The organism is Streptosporangium sp. NPDC000239 (assembly GCF_040300765.1).
In the GTDB taxonomy this organism is placed as follows: domain Bacteria; phylum Actinomycetota; class Actinomycetes; order Streptosporangiales; family Streptosporangiaceae; genus Streptosporangium.
On record NZ_JBEPEI010000001.1, the window covers coordinates 777545 to 795656 of the forward strand.

Here is an 18112-nt window from a genome sequence, read left to right on the forward strand (position 1 = left end):
CGACCACGGCAAGGCCGATAGCATCGGCGAGACAGGGCAATCGATCGGGAGGGGCCTTACTCGTGAGCGAGTGGAGTGAGCGGACCATGCGTACGGCAGCGTTCGCCGACATGACCTCCGAGTTTCGCGAGGAGGACAGGTGAGCGTACTGGAGGAGATCCTCGAAGGAGTCCGCGCGGACCTGGCCGACCGGCAGCAGACGGTGTCGCTGGCGCAGCTCAAGGAACGCGCGGAGCGGGCACCCGCCCCCCGCGACGCCTACGCCGCTCTCGGCGGCGACCAGGTGGCGGTCATCGCGGAGGTGAAGCGCTCGAGCCCGTCGAAGGGCGCGCTGGCCGCCATCGCCGACCCCGCCGCGCTCGCCGGTGACTACGAGTCCGGTGGCGCCCACGTCATCAGCGTCCTGACCGAGCGTCGCCGCTTCGGCGGCAGCCTGGAGGACCTGGCCGCCGTCCGCGCCGTGGTCGACATCCCGGTGCTGCGCAAGGACTTCGTCGTCACCTCCTACCAGCTGTGGGAGGCCCGTGCCTACGGCGCGGACCTCGTGCTGCTGATCGTGGCCGCGCTCGAACAGAACGCGCTGGTCTCCCTCATCGAGCGGGCCGAGTCGATCGGGCTGGCCCCGCTGGTCGAGGTGCACACCGAGGAGGAGCTCGACCGGGCGCTCGCCGCCGGAGCGAAGATCATCGGTGTCAACGCGCGCAACCTCAAGACCCTCGAGGTCGACCGCGAGGTGTTCGCCAAGATCGCCCCGAAGATCCCGGACGGTATCATCAAGATCGCCGAGTCGGGTGTGCGCGGTCCCCACGACCTGCTCGCCTACGCCAGGGCGGGGGCGGACGCCGTCCTTGTCGGCGAGAGCCTGGTGACCGGCAAGGACCCCAGGGCCGCCGTGGTCGACCTGGTCACCGCCGGAGCCCACCCCGCATCCCGACCAGAGGGACAGTGAGCACGTGACAGTGACAGACGGCATCCTCACCTCCGCGGACCTCGCGGGCAACGGCGTCCACGGCGACGACCCGGACACCGACGGCAAGTTCGGCGTCTTCGGTGGGCGCTACGTCCCCGAGGCCCTCATCCCCGCGCTGGACGAGGTGGCGGCCGAGTACGAGAAGGCCAGGAACGACCCCGCCTTCCTGCGGGAGTTCGACCACCTGCTGCGCACCTACGCGGGCAGGCCGACCACCCTCACCGAGATCCCCCGCTTCTCCGAGCACGCGGGCGGCGCCCGGATCGTGCTCAAGCGCGAGGACCTGACCCACACCGGCGCCCACAAGATCAACAATGTGCTCGGCCAGGCCCTGCTCACCAAGCGGCTCGGCAAGAACCGCCTGATCGCCGAGACGGGCGCGGGTCAGCACGGCGTCGCGACGGCGACCGCCGCGGCCCTGATGGGCCTGGAGTGTGTGATCTACATGGGGGCCGTCGACTGCGAGCGCCAGGCGCTCAACGTCGCCCGCATGAAGCTGCTCGGCGCCAGTGTCGTCCCGGTGACCAACGGCAGCCAGACCCTCAAGGACGCCATCAACGAGGCCTTCCGCGACTGGGTGGCCAACGTCGACCACACGCACTACCTGTTCGGCACCATCGCCGGACCGCACCCGTTCCCCGAGATCGTCCGCGACTTCGCCCGCATCATCGGCGTCGAGGCCCGCCGCCAGATCCTCGACCTCGCGGGCAGGCTGCCCGACGCGGTGGCCGCGGCCGTCGGCGGCGGTTCCAACGCCATCGGCATCTTCCACGCCTTCCTTGAGGACCAGGACGTCCAGCTGCACGGCTACGAGGCCGGCGGCCGCGGCAAGGAGACCGGCGAGCACGCCCTCACCCTCACCGAGGGCTCCATCGGGGTCCTGCACGGGTCGCGCACCTACGTCCTGCAGGACGAGGAGGGCCAGACGATCGAGTCCCACTCGATCTCCGCGGGCCTCGACTACCCCGGTGTCGGCCCCGAGCACGCCTGGCTCAAGGACACCGGACGCGCCGCCTACCACGGCATCACCGACGCCGAGGCCATGGACGCCTTCGCCCTGCTCGCCAGGACCGAGGGCATCATCCCGGCCATCGAGTCCTCGCACGCGCTCGCCGGAGCCCTCAAGCTCGGCCGCGAGCTCGGCCCCGAGGCGCTCATCCTGGTCAACCTCTCAGGCCGGGGCGACAAGGACATGGGCACCGCCATGAAGTACTTCAACCTCTGACGACCGACTTGCTTCCCCTCCGCCCCGCGGAGGGGACGGAGGCCACGACCGACAACGGAACCAACGATGACGACTCTTCAGACGGTGTTCGCCAAGGCTAAGGCGGACGATCGCGCCGCCCTCATCGGATACCTCCCCGCGGGTTTCCCCACGAAGGACGGCGCGATCGCGGCCGCGACCGCCATGGTCGAGGCCGGCTGCGACGTGATCGAGATCGGCCTGCCGTACTCCGATCCGCTCATGGACGGCCCGACCATCCAGGACGCCGTGCACCGGTCGCTGATCAACGGCACCCGCATCGCCGACGTGCTGCGCACGGTCGAGGGGGTGGCCAAGACGGGCGCCGCCACGCTGGTCATGACCTACTGGAACCCGATCGACCGCTACGGCGCCGACCGGTTCGCCCGTGACCTGGCCGCAGCGGGCGGGACGGGGACCATCACCCCCGACCTGACCCCGGAGGAGTCGGGGCCGTGGCGGGAGGCCAGCGCGGGGGCCGGAATCGACACCGTCTTCCTCGTCGCACCCAGCTCTCCCGAGACACGCATCAAGGCCGTCGCCGAGTGCTGCACGGGCTTCGTCTACGCCGCCTCCCTGATGGGCGTCACCGGGGCGCGCGCCACGGTCGGTGAGGCCGCCGAAGGCCTGGTCGAGCGGACCCGCAGGCAGACCTCACTGCCGGTCTGCGTCGGCCTCGGAGTCGGCACCGGCGAGCAGGCGGCCCAGGTCGCCCGCTACGCCGACGGCGTCATCGTCGGCTCGGCGTTCATCCGCCGCCTGCTCGACGCCCCGGATGAGGCCTCGGGCCTGGCCGCGGTCAGGGAGCTGGGAGCCGAGCTGGCGGCGGGCGTGCGCGCCTGATTCGCCGCTGAAAACCGGGCTTGCCCGGGACACGCCTGAAATCTCATACGACGCGGCCGTCCACACAGGACGGCCGCGTTCTTCGTACGGCGCCGCCCCATGGAGCCGGGGTGTCGTCATGCCCGCCGACCTGCGCGGAAGGCTGCGGCGTACCCTGGAAATGCGTACGCTGGAAGCGGCGCATCGGCCCCGGGGGTGCGAGACCTCTCTCCCGGTTCAGTCCGAACGCTCCCCCCGTTGACCTGAAAACGCCGCGAGGACCGTGCCTCGGCTACGATTTCCCAGTTCGAACAGGCTCGGCCCGCCGATCGCACAGGCGCAGGGACATGGGGGAAACCGGGACGGTCATCGAACCTGGAGGGTGTGTGCCAGTGGCGGAGGAGCCGAGGCGGCGGCCATGCCGTCCCCGCCTTCGCGCCATGCCACGCCCGGCCGGACACCCGGCGAACGGGGGACCGGAGTTTCGGGACCCTCACGGAGCGCGTTACGGTCGGCCGATTGACTTACCCGACGCTTATCCAGCACGTGATGGGGTTCCTCAGGAACGCGTGTAGCCGCCGGCGACGGCCGCGACGCAGGTCCGGAATGGGAGACGATGATGCTCGTGACTTCTGAAAAGCAGGCCCCCCCGAGGTCGCGCAGAGCTAGTTCGACGCTACCCTGGGTGACGACCGTCTCGCGGTTGGTGCTGGCGGGGGTGCTCATTGTCGCAGGTTGGGGCAAGATCGGCACGCCTGTGCTTTCCGTCCAGTCGGTCAAGGCGTACGAACTGCTTCCAGACTCGCTTGCCACGGTGGTCGGCTACGGCCTGCCCATCCTGGAGATCGTCATTGGGGTGTTGCTGGTTGTCGGACTGCTCACCCGCGTCGTGGGCGGCATCTCCGCGCTGCTCATGCTGGCGTTCGTCATCGGCATCGCCTCCGTGTGGGCGCGCGGCCTGCGGATCGACTGCGGCTGCTTCGGCGGCGGCGGCCAGCTCAAGCCGGGGGTCGAGCCCGACTACCTCGTCGACATCCTGCGGGACTCCGGTCTCTTCGTTCTCGGCGTGCTCGTCGCCCGGTTCGGTCCGGGACGACTCGCGCTGGACTCCGCGCTCGGGCTGGCCCCTGAGCGGGAGTCGTACGACGAGGTGGACGGCGAGGAGGAACCACGGAAACAGGAGGATCACTGATGGGCAAGGCCGCACGGGAGCACTCGGTGCGTGAGCGGATCAAGGCACAGCGGGAGGAGCAGCGGCAGAAGGAGCGGCTCAAGCGCGTCGCGACGGTGACGACCGTGGTGGTCGTCGCCCTCGGCGCGATCGGAGCCGGATGGTGGTACGCCGCCAACGGCAGCAAGCCCGAGGAGGTCACCCAGGCGCTCGCGCCGATCACCGCCTCCCCGGACGGCTCCGTCGTGATGGCCGTCGCGGGCGTCGAGAAGCCGGTCCTGGACGTCTACGAGGACTTCCAGTGCCCCGCGTGCAGGGCGATGGAGCAGACCAGCGGGCCCACCATCAAGAACCTGGCCGCCGAGGGAAAGGTCAAGGTGGTCTACCACCCCATCACGATCTTCTCGCAGGAGATGAACCAGGGCGTCACCAGGGGTAACTCCCTGCGTGCCGGGGCCGCCTCCCGGTGCATCCCCGGAGGGACCCCGTGGTCGAAGTTCCACGACAAGCTGTTCAAGGAGCAGCCCTCCGAGACCGTCGAGGGCTTCAAGGTGGACGACATGGTCGACTGGGGCAGAGACGCAGGGGTCACCGGCTCGGCCTTCGCCACCTGCGTGACCACCCAGCAGAAGGCCCAGGAGCAGATCGACTACAGCACCAGGACCATGCAGGCCGCCAAGCTCAGCGGCACGCCGACGCTGAAGATCAACGGGACCGAGATCGGCAACGACGTCGCGTTCAAGCCCGCGGATCTCCGTAAAGCCGTTCTCGATGCCGCCAAGTAGCCCGCGACACGGTAACGTCACCTGACATGCCCCTCGCCTCGATTCCCAGCCCCTCGCAGGGGGTCTGGTACCTCGGTGTAATCCCCATCAGGGCCTACGCGCTGTGCATCGTGCTCGGCGTCATCGTCGCCGTCGCCATCGGCGAGCGCCGCTGGCGCGCCCGTGGGGGAACGCCGGGCACCATCGTCGACCTCGCCGTCTGGGCCGTGCCGTTCGGCCTGGTCGGCGGGCGTCTCTACCACGTCATCACCGACTGGCAGCTCTACTTCGGGCCTGACGCCCCTCACACGCCCATCGAGGCGCTCTACATCTGGAACGGGGGGCTGGGCATCTGGGGGGCCGTCACCCTGGGCGCGCTGGGCGTCTGGTTCGGCTGCCGCAACCGGGGAATCTCGGTGTCCGCGGTCGCCGACGTCGTGGCCCCGGCCATCGCGGTCGGCCAGGCCATCGGCCGGTTGGGCAACTACTTCAACCAGGAGCTGTTCGGCAGCCCGACGACCCTGCCGTGGGGCCTGGAGATCGACCCCGACAAGCCGGGCACGCTGCCGGGGGTCTCCACCTACCACCCCGCCTTCCTGTACGAGATGGTGTGGGACCTGGGTCTGGCCCTCGTGCTGGTCTGGGCGGGCCACAGGTTCGCCCTCAGGCACGGCCGGTTGTTCCTGCTCTACATCGCGGGCTACACCCTGGGCCGGTTCTGGATCGAGGGGTTGCGCATCGACACCGCCCACCACATCCTCGGCCTGCGGCTCAACCAGTGGACCTCCATCGTGCTGTTCGTCGCGGCACTCATCTGGTTCTGGAGCACCAGGAACAAGACCGGTGAGGAGCGGGTCGTCGGGGTGACGCAGGACCAGGAGGCCGGCGATCCGGCCGACCCCGCGCACGCCGCCGACCAGGCGGACGAGCACGAGACCGGGCCGCGGGCGGAGTCCGAGGACGACCGGCCCGCCGATTCCGCGCCCCCCTCGGAGCAGGCCGGCGGGCAGGACGGGCAGGATGGAAAGGCGGAGTTCGTGTCCGCCTTCGCCCAGACGGGCGCAGAGACCGACCCCGCCCACGGGTCCGACCAGGCCGACGAGGCCGAGACGGCCGTGGCCGACGGCGAGCGCGCAGCAGGGGAGAAAGGCACGGCGTGAGCCGGGTCTCCCCCCGCTAAGGAACCAGGCGAAGAAAGAGGAACGATGAGTCAGGGCGGCGCCCAGGAGCGCGCCGAGATCCACCACGCCCACCGGGATGTCAACGGCGGCTGGCTGCGGCCCTCCGTCTTCGGGGCGATGGACGGGCTCGTGTCGAACTTCGCGCTGATCGCCGGTGTCGCGGGCGGCACGACGAGCACCCAGGTCGTCGTGCTGGCGGGCATCGCGGGCCTGGCGGCGGGGGCGTTCTCCATGGCGGGCGGCGAGTACGTCTCGGTCGCCAGCCAGCGGGAGCTCGCCGTCGCCGAGATCGACGTCGAGCGGCGTGAGCTGGAACGCAACCCCGAGGCCGAACTGCGCGAACTCGCCCAGCTCTACGAGTCGCGCGGTGTCCAGCCCGAGCTGGCGGCGGAGGTGGCCAGGCAGATCTCCCTCAATCCCGACAAGGCGCTTGAGGTGCACACCAGCGCCGAACTCGGCGTAACCCCGGGGGACCTTCCCTCGCCCAAGGTCGCCGCGGTCTCCTCGTTCCTGTCCTTCAGCGTCGGCGCGGTCCTGCCGCTGCTGCCGTACCTTCTCGGGGTCACCAGCCTGGTCGGTTCCGCGATCGTCTCGTGCCTGGCGCTGTTCGGGGCGGGGGCACTGGTCTCCAGGGTCACCGCGCGCAGCTGGTGGTACAGCGGGCTGCGCCAGCTCGGCGTCGGCGCGCTCGCCGCGCTCCTGACCTTCGGCCTCGGCCACCTGCTGGGCGGGGGCGGCCTGTGAACGCGCCCAGCCCCCAGGCCCCGACCCCGTCGCGCAGACGCCGGCGCGGCTCCTCCAGGACGGCGCAGCCCGTGGAGGGCGGCAGACTGCGGGAGCTGGGGCTGAGCCGCCTCCAGCAGCGGCTGCTGGTGATCGGCGGTTCCGTCGTCGGAGTGATCGTCACCGCGGTCGTCCTGGCCTTCGTGATCTCCGCGGTCGGCAACGACTTCGTCCCCGAGCGGGCGACCGCCGCCGCCATCGTGACCCAGCCGAGGCCCGACACCTACAAGGGATGGAACTCGCCGAAGCTGTTCGCGCCCATCGAACGGAACACGGCCGACCCGGCGCCGCTCACCCTCAAGGAGATCTTCCCCGTCAGGACCCTCAAAGAGGGTGCGATCACCCTGAAGCTGGGCGCCACCAAACTCGACGCGACCTGCTCGGCGGCGGTCTGGGGGCGGGAACTGGCCGACCAGCTCACCAGGTCGGGCTGCACCCAGGCGCTGCGGGGCACCTACACCAGCGCGGACGGCCGCTACGTCGCGCAGTACACCCTGTTCAACCTGCGTGACACCGCCGCGGCCAACGAACTGGTCCAGTCCCTGACCGCGGGCTACCGGGGAGGCTGGCCACAGCCGCTGGGGCAGGGCGGCAGGGCACCGTTCTCCTCCTCCGGTTACAGCGAGGGCAGCGGCAACGCCATGGGCCACTACGCGGCCCTGGTCTGGATCGGCCGCGCTGACGGCGCCGATCCCGGCGAGAAGGACGACTTCGTCTCCCTGTCCCTGGCGGTCAGGGGCGCGGAGAGGGCCGTTTTCCGCCGTGTCGTCGCGGTGAAGCCCGCCGCGTCCCCCTCGTGACCCCACGGACAGTAGGCTCATCGGTCATGCGTAAGTGGATCATCGCCGTCGCCGTCGTGGCCCTCGCCGCCGCGGGGACCGCGGTGTTCCTGTGGTCACGGGCGGGTACGGACACCCAGCGCCCGGCGACCTTCAGGGCCGAGCGGACCACGGCGCACTACGACCCCATCGCCACCCGGGCCGCCGATCCCGACCCGCTGACCGTCGCGGAGGTCTTTCCCACGGGTTCGGTGAGCGCGGGCGGCGTCACGCTCACGCGCCAGGGCACCGAACAGCTGACCGACTGCGCCTCGGCGGTCTGGGGTGGGGCACGGGAGGCCGTGGCCGGATGCACCCAGGTGTTGCGCGCCCGCTACGCGACCCGTGACGGCCGGGTCCTCGGCCAGTTCGTCGTCTTCAACCTGGCCGACTCCGCCGCCGCCGACCGGCTCGTCGGCGTGCTGGGCCGTGACGGTTTCGTACGGCCGGTCCCGGGTGCCCCGGAGGGCTTCCAGGGGGCCGCGGGCTGGGCACAGGCCCGCGCCCTCGGCCACTACGTCACCGTCAGCTGGGTCGCCCCCGTCGGGAACACGGGGCAGGGGGCGGGTAAGGCCGACCTGACCTACCCGCAGGTGGCCGTCGACAGCCCCAGCCTGCTGCTCCAGCACCGTCTGGTGCGCTGAGCGCGCTCAGTCCGCGGGCACGGGCGCGGTCAGGGAGCGCGCGACCGCGTCCTGGAGCTCCCGCAGCCGGTGCGCGGGCAGTTCGAGGACGGTGACGTCCTGCGCCCACGGCGCGCTCAGCGCGACGAGTGCCCTGGCCTGCCGTTTGGTCAGCTCACCTCTGACCGAGATGAGAGCCTCCCGCCAGGTGTTGGCGACCTTGCCGTGGGCGTTGTCCAGGACGCGCCGCAGGACGCGGCCCTCGTCGGTCTGCGGGGGCGGCAGCCGTACGGCGTGCACGGTCCGGCCCTCGGCGGTCAGCTCGTAGACGGCCGACAGCTCGGCGGGCAGGGCGGTGGGCGGCTCGGCCAGTGTGACCTGGACCCGGCGGGCGCGGGTGGCCAGCAGCAGCCGGGGCAGCGCGGCCTCAAGCCCCGCGGGCACCGCGATCGCCACCTCGGCGGGGTCGGTGGCGTACGGCTTGGCGAGCCAGGTCGACAGGCGGGCCCTGGGGGTGCGGGGCAGCACCTGGGCGGGCCAGTCCCCGACCAGCACCTCGGGACTCCCGGTGACCGGGGGAGGAGGAGCGGATGAGGCCGCCGACTCGACCGCCTGGGGGCCCTGGGTGTAGATGGCGGCGCTGAGGCCCTCGACGCGGGCGGCGACGGCGGGCCAGGTCTTCGTGGTCGGCCGCAGGACGTACAGGTCGGCGGCCGAGCCGATGGCCTCGGCGCCGAGATAGCGGTTGAAGTCGGGGTAGATCGCCTCGTTGACGAGGTTGAGGGCGGACAGGGCGTTCTGCACCTTCAGCGCCAGGGCGGGAGTGCGTTCGCTGGCGCCGTAGGCCAGCAGGACGCGGCCCTGGTCGCGGTCGCGCAGCCCCTCGGCGGCGCGGGCGACGAACAGCCCGACCCCCTCGGGCGTGTAGGGCGGGTCGGTGATCGCCAGGTCGGCCCATCCGCGAGCCGAGGCGGGCAGGCCGAGGCGCAGGTCGGCCCAGCGGGTGCGCACCGGCAGGCCCAGGCGTCCGGCCTGCTCGGCGATGTAGCCGAGGATGCGCTCGTCGATGTCGGCGACGGTCACCTCAAGGCCGGGGCACAGCGCCGCGACGGCCAGCGAGGTCAGGTCGTGGTCGCCGACGCACAGCAGGCGGGCGCCGTCGAGCCAGAACCTCGCCTCAAGCAGCAGGGCCCGCCTGACCACGGTCTCCGCGGTCGCCGACACGTGGTCGAGCGTGTGACGCCCCCGGGGCGCGCCGGTGATCAGCTTCTCCATCGTGGCGACCAGGCCGGCCTGCTCGGGCAGCAGGTGGGCCACCGGGTCGGCGGGCGCACGGGACACGGGCGCCTCGGGCAGGGGGGCCCTGAGCCTGAACCGGTCGCCGGAGCGCTCCAGGTCGAGCTCGCGCAGCAGGGACTCGACCGTCCGCCGTGACGTCGCGGTCAGCCTGACCAGATCGGCGAGGGTCCACCAGCGGCCGTCGCCCAGCGCGGCCAGCACGGCCCTCGGTCTCCTGCCGTCGACTCCCGCCCGCGCGAGGAGATCCGCAATCGCGTCCATGCGCCAACCTTAGGGCGCCCGATGGAATGCCGTGCCGTACGGGCATGTTGACTGAAGTGGGCAAACCTGTACTAAATGGTCGCTATGCGGACCGGGTAGGTAGCTTTCCGGCAGGGTACGGTAATGTCTACCCACCACGCAGCAGGGCCAACGTCGTCCCTAGCTTGATCCAGAGCAGCGAGACGACGGGAGGGATTCGATGCCTGCTGCCCACCTCGGTTTCCCCGAGCCCCAGGGCCTGTACCACCCTTCGAACGAGCACGACGCCTGTGGCGTCGCCATGGTCGCCGACGTCGCGGGCCGCCGCAGCCACGACATCGTCACAAAGGCGCTGACGGCCCTGTGCAACCTCGACCACCGGGGAGCCCAGGGAAGCGAGCCCGACACCGGTGACGGTGCTGGCATCCTCACGCAGATCCCCGACACCTTCCTCCGCGCGGAGGCGGGCTTCCCGCTCCCCGAGGCGGGCTCGTACGCGGTCGGCACCGCCTTCCTGCCCGCCGAGGCGGAAGCCCGCCACGACGCGGTACGGCAGATCGAGCGGATCGCGGACGAGGAGGGCCTCACGGTCCTCGGCTGGCGCGACGTCCCGACCGACCGGGCACTGCCCGGCCCCAGCGCCCGTGCGACCATGCCGCACTTCGCGCAGCTGTTCGTCTCCTCCCCCGGAGGTGAGAGCGGCCTCCAGCTGGACCGGATCGCCTTCTGCCTGCGCAAGCGGGCCGAGCACGAGACGAAGGTCTACTTCCCCTCGCTCAGCTCACGGACGATCGTCTACAAGGGCATGCTCACCCCCGGCCAGGTCGAGCCTTTCTTCCCCGACCTGAGCGACGAGCGCTACGAGACCGCCATCTCGCTGGTCCACTCGCGCTTCTCGACCAACACCTTCCCCTCCTGGCCGCTGGCGCACCCCTACCGCTACGTCGCCCACAACGGCGAGATCAACACGGTCAAGGGCAACCGCAACTGGATGCGTGCCCGCGAGGCCATGCTGAGCACCGCCGCCCTGCCCGGCGACCTGTCGCGGCTGTTCCCGATCTGCGACCCGGACGGCTCCGACACCGCCTCCTTCGACGAGACGCTCGAACTGCTCCACCTCGCCGGACGCGAACTGCCCCACGCCGTGCTGATGATGATCCCCGAGGCGTGGGAGAACAACACCGAGATGGACCCCGCACGGCGGGCCTTCTACGAGTTCCACTCCACCCTCATGGAGGCCTGGGACGGCCCCGCCTCGATCACCTTCTCCGATGGCACCCTCGTCGGCGCGGTCCTCGACCGCAACGGCCTGCGCCCCGGCCGGTTCTGGGTGACCACCGACGGCCTCGTCGTACTCGCCTCGGAGGCGGGCGTCCTCGACATCCCCGCGCAGGACGTGGTCCGCAAGGGCCGCCTGCAGCCCGGCAGGATGTTCCTGGTCGACACCGCCCGCGGCAAGATCATCGAGGACGACGAGATCAAGGCCCGGCTCGCCGCCGAACTGCCCTACGGCGACTGGCTGCACGCGGGCCTGGTCCGCTTCGAGGAACTGCCCGCCCGCTCGCGGGAGATCCCCACCCACGAGGCGCTCATCAAGCGGCAGCAGACCTTCGGCTACACCGAGGAGGAGCTGCGGATCATCCTGGCGCCCATGGCGACCACGGGCGCCGAGCCCATCGGCTCCATGGGAACCGACACCCCCGTGGCCGTCCTCAGCGACCGGCCCAGGCTGCTGTTCGACTACTTCAGCCAGCTGTTCGCGCAGGTCACCAACCCGCCGCTGGACGCCATCCGCGAGGAACTCGTCACCTCCCTGGCCAGCACGCTCGGCCCCGAGGGCAACCTGCTCGCCCCCGAGCCCTCCTCCTGCCGCCAGCTCGTGCTGCCCTACCCGGTGATCGACAACGACGAGCTCGCCAAGATCATCCACATCAACGACGAAGGCGCGCTGCCCGGCTTCCGCCCGCACGTCGTCTCCGGCCTCTACGAGGTCCACGGCGGCGGCGAGGCCATGCTCCACCGCATCGAGGAGATCCGCACCGAGGTCTCCGCGGCGATCGAGGGCGGCGCACGGATCATCGTGCTGTCCGACCGGGGCTCCTCCGACGCCCTCGCGCCCATCCCGTCGCTGATGCTCACCGGCGCGGTGCACCACCACCTCATCGCCGAGAAGACCCGCACCCGGGTCGGCCTGGTCATCGAGACCGGCGAGGCACGTGAGGCCCACCACATGGCCCTGCTCATCGGCTACGGCGCGGGCGCCGTCAACCCCTACCTCGCCATCGAGACCGTCGAGGACATGATCGCCTCCGGCGTCCTGAAGGTCGAGCGCGACAAGGCCGTACGCAACCTCATCAAGGCGTACGGCAAGGGCGTCCTGAAGGTCATGTCCAAGATGGGCGTGTCCACCGTCGCCTCCTACACCGGCGCGCAGATCTTCGAGGCGCTCGGCCTCGACGAGAACGTCATCGGCACCTGCTTCACCGGCACCACCTCCCGCCTCGGCGGCGTCGGCTTCGACGTCCTGGCCGGGGAGTCCGCGCTGCGCCACGCCCGCGCCTACCCCAGGGCGGAGAACGCCCACCGCAGGCTTGAGGTCGGCGGCGAGTACCAGTGGCGCCGCGAGGGCGAACCCCACCTGTTCAACCCCGAGACCGTCTTCAAGCTGCAGCACGCCACCCGCTCACGCCGCTACGAGATCTTCAAGGAGTACACCTCCCTCGTCGACTCCCAGGCCGAGCGGCTGATGACCCTGCGCGGCCTGTTCACCCTCCGTGAGGGAGTCCGCGAACCGGTCCCGATCGACGAGGTCGAACCGGTCAGCGAGATCGTCAAGCGCTTCTCGACCGGCGCCATGTCCTACGGCTCCATCTCCAGGGAGGCGCACGAGACCCTCGCCGTCGCGATGAACCGCCTCGGCGCCAAGTCCAACACCGGCGAGGGCGGCGAGGACCCCGACCGGCTCCACGACCCCGCCCGCCGTTCGGCCATCAAGCAGGTCGCCTCGGGCCGCTTCGGCGTCACCTCCGAGTACCTCGTCAACGCGGACGACCTGCAGATCAAGATGGCCCAGGGAGCCAAGCCCGGCGAGGGCGGCCAGCTGCCCGGCCACAAGGTCTACCCCTGGATCGCCAAGACCAGGCACTCCACCCCCGGCGTCGGCCTCATCTCGCCGCCGCCGCACCACGACATCTACTCCATCGAGGACCTCGCCCAGCTCATCCACGACCTGAAGAACGCCAACCCGGCCGCCCGCGTGCACGTCAAGCTCGTGGCGGAGGTCGGCGTCGGCACGGTCGCGGCGGGCGTGTCCAAGGCCCACGCCGACGTCGTGCTCATCTCCGGCCACGACGGCGGCACCGGCGCCTCCCCGCTCACCTCCCTCAAGCACGCGGGCGCCCCCTGGGAGCTCGGCCTGGCCGAGACCCAGCAGACGCTGCTGCTCAACGGGCTGCGCGACCGCATCGTCGTGCAGGTCGACGGCCAGCTCAAGACCGGCCGTGACGTGATCATCGCCGCGCTGCTCGGCGCCGAGGAGTACGGCTTCGCCACCGCCCCGCTGGTCGTCTCCGGCTGCGTGATGATGCGCGTGTGCCACCTGGACACCTGCCCGGTCGGCGTCGCGACCCAGAACCCCGAGCTGCGCAGGCGCTTCAGCGGCAAGCCCGAGTTCGTCGTCAACTTCTTCGAGTTCATCGCCGAGGAGATCCGCGAATACCTCGCCGCCCTCGGCTTCCGAACCCTCGACGAAGCCGTCGGACACGCGGAACTGCTGGACACCGCCCCCGCCGAGCAGCACTGGAAGGCCTCAGGCCTGGACCTCACGCCGATCCTGCACCGCCCGGAACTCCCCGAGGGAACCGCGCTGCGCCGCGTCACCGAACAGGACCACGGCCTGGAACGAGCCCTTGACCACACCCTGATCCAGCTCGCCGAAGGCGCCCTGGCCAACGGCGACCCGGTCACGCTCGACCTGCCCATCCGCAACGTCAACCGTACGGTCGGCACCATGCTCGGCCACGAGGTGACCAAGCGGTACGGCGGCGCGGGACTGCCCGACGACACCATCGACGTCCGCTTCACCGGCTCAGCGGGCAACTCCTTCGGAGCCTTCGTGCCCAGGGGCGTCACCCTGCGCCTGACCGGCGACGCCAACGACTACCTCGGCAAGGGCCTGTCCGGCGGCCGGATCACCGTGAGGCCGCACGAGGAGGCCCCCCTCGACGGCCACATCATCGCCGGAAACGTCGGCCTGTACGGAGCGACCTCCGGCGAGGCCCACATCCGCGGCGTCGTCGGCGAACGCTTCTGCGTACGGAACTCCGGGGCGACCGCCGTCGTCGAGGGCGTCGGCGACCACGGCTGCGAGTACATGACGGGCGGCAGGGTCGTCGTCCTCGGCCCCACCGGCCGCAACTTCGCCGCAGGCATGTCCGGCGGCGTCGCCTACCTCCTCGACCCGGAAACCGCGCGGATCAACCGCGAGATGGTCGAGATCGAGGACCTGGACGAGACCGACGCCGACACACTGCGGGAGATCGTCGAGACCCACCTGGCGGAGACCGGCTCGCCCGTCGCCAAGGAACTCCTGGCCGACTGGGACCCGGCCCGCTTCCGCAAGATCATGCCGACCGACTACAAGCGGGTGCTGCGCGCGGCCGAGGCCGCCAGGCGCGAGGGCAGAGACATCGACGAGGCGGTCATGACGGCCGCGGTGCAGGGATAAGGGGGTACACACCGATGGCTGACCCGAAGGGTTTCCTCACTCACGGACGCGAGCTGCCCGCCCGCCGCCCGGTCGACGTGCGCATCCGCGACTGGAAGGAGGTCTACCAGGACTTCCCCAGGCCCGCCCTGACCAAGCAGGCGTCCCGCTGCATGGACTGTGGCATCCCGTTCTGCCACAACGGCTGCCCCCTGGGCAACCTCATCCCCGAGTGGAACGACCTGGTCTACCGCGACGACTGGCGCGAGGCCGTCGAACGCCTGCACGCCACCAACAACTTCCCCGAGTTCACCGGCCGCCTGTGCCCCGCGCCCTGCGAGGCCGCCTGCGTGCTCGGCATCAACTCGGACCCGGTGGCGATCAAGCGCGTCGAGGTCGAGATCATCGACCGCGCCTTCGACGAGGGCTGGGTCACCCCCCAGACCCCCACGGCCAGGACCGGCAGGAAGATCGCCGTCGTCGGCTCGGGGCCCGCGGGCCTGGCCGCCGCCCAGCAGCTCACCAGGGCCGGGCACGACGTGGTGGTGTTCGAACGCGCCGACCGCGTCGGCGGCCTGCTGCGCTACGGCATCCCCGAGTTCAAGATGGAGAAGCGGCACATCGACCGCAGGCTCGCCCAGATGCGGGCCGAGGGCACCGAGTTCCGCACCGGCGTCAACGTCGGCGTCGACGTCACGGCCGCCCAGCTCCGCGCGGAGTTCGACGCCGTCGTCCTGGCCGGCGGCGCCACCCTGTGGCGGGACCTGCCGGTCGCCGGACGCGACCTCAAGGGCGTCCACCAGGCGATGGAGTACCTCCCCCTGGCCAACAAGGTCCAGGAGGGCGACCACACCGTCTCGGCGATCGACGCCAAGGACAAGCACGTCGTGGTCATCGGAGGCGGCGACACCGGAGCCGACTGCATCGGCACCGCGATCCGCCAGGGGGCGGCCTCCGTCACCCAGCTGGAGATCATGCCCCAGCCCCCGGCCGAGCGCCCCGGCAGCCAGCCCTGGCCCACCTTCCCCATCCTGTTCAAGATGGAGAGCGCCCACGAGGAACTGGCCGACGGCGGCGGCGACCGCGTCTACGCCGTCTCGACCACCGAGTTCGTCGGCGACGCCGACGGCAACGTCAAGGCACTGCGTCTCGTCGAGGTCGAGGGCCCCGCGAACGGCTTCAAGCCGATCCCCGGCACCGAACGGGAGATCCCCGCAGACCTCGTCACCCTCTCCATGGGCTTCGTCGGCCCGGAGAAGGCCGGCCTGCTCCAGGACCTCGCGGACTCCGCCGACGGCGAGTTCTTCGACGCCCGGGGCAACGTCGCCAGGGACAAGGGCTACATGACCTCCGCCGAGGGCGTCTTCGTCGCCGGAGACATGGGACGCGGCCAGTCGCTGATCGTCTGGGCGATCGCCGAGGGCCGCTCCGCCGCCGCGGCCGTCGACCGCTACCTCACCGGCCAGACCGCCCTGCCGACGGCGATCCCGCCGACCGCCAGACCCCTGGTCTGAACACGACCCGGCGTTCCCGGTACGGCTCTGCGCCCGCCGTACCGGGAACATCGGTTTGCTTTGCAGGTCGGATGGCTTGAGGATGATTCTCCTGGCTCCAACGGATGTGGAGGATCGATGAACCGCTGGCGCGCACGCCTGACCGGGGCGGCAGCCGTCGTCGCCGTGGTTGCGGGTCTCACCGCGGCCGCCCCCGCGAACCAGGCCACGGCCGGCGGCGGGGCGCTGCGCGACTACCTCGTCTTCTACGCCGACGGCGCACGGACCGGAGCGGTCAAGGCCGTCGAGGAGGCCGGGGGAACCCCGCTCTCCACCGAACCCAAACTCGGCTACGTCGTCGCCAGAGGCCCCGCCGCCGGCTTCGTGGAGAGCCTCGCCGGTGACCCCTCCGTCGCCGGAGTCTCCGGCGACCGCAGGATCGGCCACGCCGCCTCCGTCCCCGCCACGGCGACCGGGGTCAACGTCTCCGACATCAGGACCATCGCCCTCAGCGGCGGCGAACCCCTCGCCGGACGGCAGTGGGACATGAAGATGATCGGCGCGACCGCCACCGGATCGCACGCCACCGCCCCCGGCGACAAGCGGGTGCTGGTCGGCGTCATCGACACCGGCATCGACGGCAAACACCCCGACATCGCCCCGAACTTCAACCGCGACCTCAGCCGCAACTTCGTCACCGACATCCCCAAGGACCCCAACGGCAAGGAACTCGACGGCCCCTGCGAGTTCAAGGGCTGCAAGGACCCCGTCGACCGGGACGACGACGGCCACGGAACCCACGTGGCCAGCACCATCGCCTCCCCGATCAACGGCCTGGGCGTCGCAGGTGTCGCCCCCGGCGTCTCCCTCGTCAACCTCCGCGCGGGCCAGGACTCCGGGATGTTCTTCCTCAAACCCAGCATCGACGCCCTCACCTACGCCGCGGACAACGGCATCGACGTGGTCAACATGAGCTACTACATCGACCCGTGGCTGTTCAACTGCACCGCCAACCCCCGCGACTCCAAAGCGGAACAACTCGAACAGCGCGGCGTCATCACCGGCATGCAGCGCGCCCTCGACTACGCCCGCGCACACGGCGTCACCCTGATCAGCGCGATCGGCAACGAGGCCACCGACCTCGGAAACCCGAAGACCGACCTCATCAGCCCCGACTACCCCCTCGACGCGCAGCGCACCCGTAAGATCGGCAACTCCTGCCTCAGCGTCCCCGCCGAGTCCAAGGGCGTCATCTCGGTCTCCGCAGTCGGCCCGACCAAGCGCAAGGCCTCCTACTCCGACTACGGCCTCGAACAGACCGACCTGGCGGCCCCCGGCGGCGACGCCGCCGACGGCGAGAGCGGCCAGGACATCACCAGGACCGTTCTGGCGGCGGCCCCGGAAAACGTGCTCCGCGCCGAACACCTCATCGACGCCGACGGCAAGCCGCGCAGCGGCTCCGTCGTACGTGACTGCCAGGCGGGAACCTGCGCCTACTACCAGTACCTCGCCGGCAGCTCCATGGCCGCCCCGCACGCCACCGGCGTCGCCGCCGTGATCATCAGCCGCTTCGGCAAACCGTCCAAGGACGGCGTCACCATGCGCCCCGCCGACGTTGAACGGCTGCTCTACGCCAGCGCGACCCGCACCTCCTGCCCGAAGCCCCGCCGCTACGTCTACCAGGGCTTCGGCGACGAGGCCGCCCACACCTGCCAGGGCTCCAAGTCCCGCAACGGTTTCTACGGCCGCGGCATCGTCGACGCCGCCAAGGCCGCGACCATCGCCCCCTGACGTTCCGGGCGTCACACCCACACGGGCCGGTGACGCCCCGCGAGGGCGCCTGAACCGGGGCGGAGCCGCGTCCGCCCCGGCCCTGTGAGGCCGGCTGCCACACCCGCGGCGTTGCAACCGTCCATACGACGACGTACGGCACCGCCCCGTCGGGACCCGCTCCGTCCCACCCCGCCACCGGCAGGGGGGCAGGCCCCTGACCGCCCGCG

Annotated in this window: 13 protein-coding genes; 12 read left to right on the forward strand and 1 reads right to left on the reverse strand. The window is 71.0% G+C overall.

The window, feature by feature from the left end; all coding sequences use genetic code 11:
- Nucleotides 1-139: 139 nt before the first annotated feature.
- From trpC to ABT340_RS03610, 9 genes are all read left to right on the forward strand, one after another.
- Nucleotides 140-949, forward strand: coding sequence for an indole-3-glycerol phosphate synthase TrpC (gene trpC, locus ABT340_RS03570; RefSeq protein WP_352009057.1), 810 nt, complete (start codon nt 140-142; stop codon nt 947-949).
- A 22-nt stretch (nt 950-971) separates the two neighbouring features.
- Nucleotides 972-2195: a tryptophan synthase subunit beta gene (gene trpB, locus ABT340_RS03575; RefSeq protein ID WP_352009461.1), complete on the forward strand. Its 1224-nt coding sequence runs from the start codon at nt 972-974 to the stop codon at nt 2193-2195.
- 66 nt (nt 2196-2261) lie between these two features.
- Nucleotides 2262-3056 (forward strand): tryptophan synthase subunit alpha, encoded by a 795-nt coding sequence (gene trpA / locus ABT340_RS03580; RefSeq protein WP_352009058.1) that lies wholly within the window; start codon nt 2262-2264, stop codon nt 3054-3056.
- A gap of 664 nt (nt 3057-3720) precedes the next feature.
- Entirely contained in the window at nt 3721-4227 is a 507-nt protein-coding gene (locus ABT340_RS03585) for a DoxX family protein (RefSeq protein WP_352009059.1), read from the forward strand.
- The gene (locus ABT340_RS03590; protein ID WP_352009060.1) at nt 4227-4991 is read left to right on the forward strand and encodes a DsbA family protein; all 765 of its coding nucleotides are present in this window, start codon (nt 4227-4229) and stop codon (nt 4989-4991) included. Before ABT340_RS03585 ends, ABT340_RS03590 begins: the two co-directional genes overlap by 1 nt.
- Before the next feature lie 26 nt (nt 4992-5017).
- On the forward strand, nt 5018-6130 hold the full coding sequence (gene lgt / locus ABT340_RS03595) for a prolipoprotein diacylglyceryl transferase (RefSeq protein WP_352009061.1): 1113 nt from the start codon (nt 5018-5020) through the stop codon (nt 6128-6130).
- A 45-nt stretch (nt 6131-6175) separates the two neighbouring features.
- Nucleotides 6176-6895, forward strand: coding sequence for a VIT1/CCC1 transporter family protein (locus ABT340_RS03600; protein ID WP_352009062.1), 720 nt, complete (start codon nt 6176-6178; stop codon nt 6893-6895).
- Nucleotides 6892-7734, forward strand: coding sequence for a hypothetical protein (locus ABT340_RS03605; RefSeq protein WP_352009063.1), 843 nt, complete (start codon nt 6892-6894; stop codon nt 7732-7734). Before ABT340_RS03600 ends, ABT340_RS03605 begins: the two co-directional genes overlap by 4 nt.
- A gap of 26 nt (nt 7735-7760) precedes the next feature.
- Complete coding sequence (locus ABT340_RS03610) at nt 7761-8396, forward strand: hypothetical protein (RefSeq protein ID WP_352009064.1); 636 nt, start codon at nt 7761-7763, stop codon at nt 8394-8396.
- Nucleotides 8397-8402: 6 nt separating this feature from the next.
- Here the strand turns inward: ABT340_RS03610 and ABT340_RS03615 are convergent, their stop codons facing one another.
- Entirely contained in the window at nt 8403-9935 is a 1533-nt protein-coding gene (locus ABT340_RS03615; RefSeq protein ID WP_352009065.1) for a bis-aminopropyl spermidine synthase family protein, read from the reverse strand.
- Between the two features lie 199 nt (nt 9936-10134).
- Between ABT340_RS03615 and gltB the strand changes: the two genes are divergently transcribed.
- From gltB to ABT340_RS03630, 3 genes are all read left to right on the forward strand, one after another.
- Complete coding sequence (gltB, locus tag ABT340_RS03620; protein WP_352009066.1) at nt 10135-14640, forward strand: glutamate synthase large subunit; 4506 nt, start codon at nt 10135-10137, stop codon at nt 14638-14640.
- A gap of 14 nt (nt 14641-14654) precedes the next feature.
- Nucleotides 14655-16133, forward strand: a complete 1479-nt coding sequence (locus ABT340_RS03625) for a glutamate synthase subunit beta (protein WP_352009067.1) — start codon at nt 14655-14657, stop codon at nt 16131-16133.
- A 117-nt stretch (nt 16134-16250) separates the two neighbouring features.
- Nucleotides 16251-17903, forward strand: a complete 1653-nt coding sequence (locus tag ABT340_RS03630; RefSeq protein ID WP_352009068.1) for a S8 family peptidase — start codon at nt 16251-16253, stop codon at nt 17901-17903.
- The last annotated feature ends 209 nt before the right edge of the window (nt 17904-18112 follow it).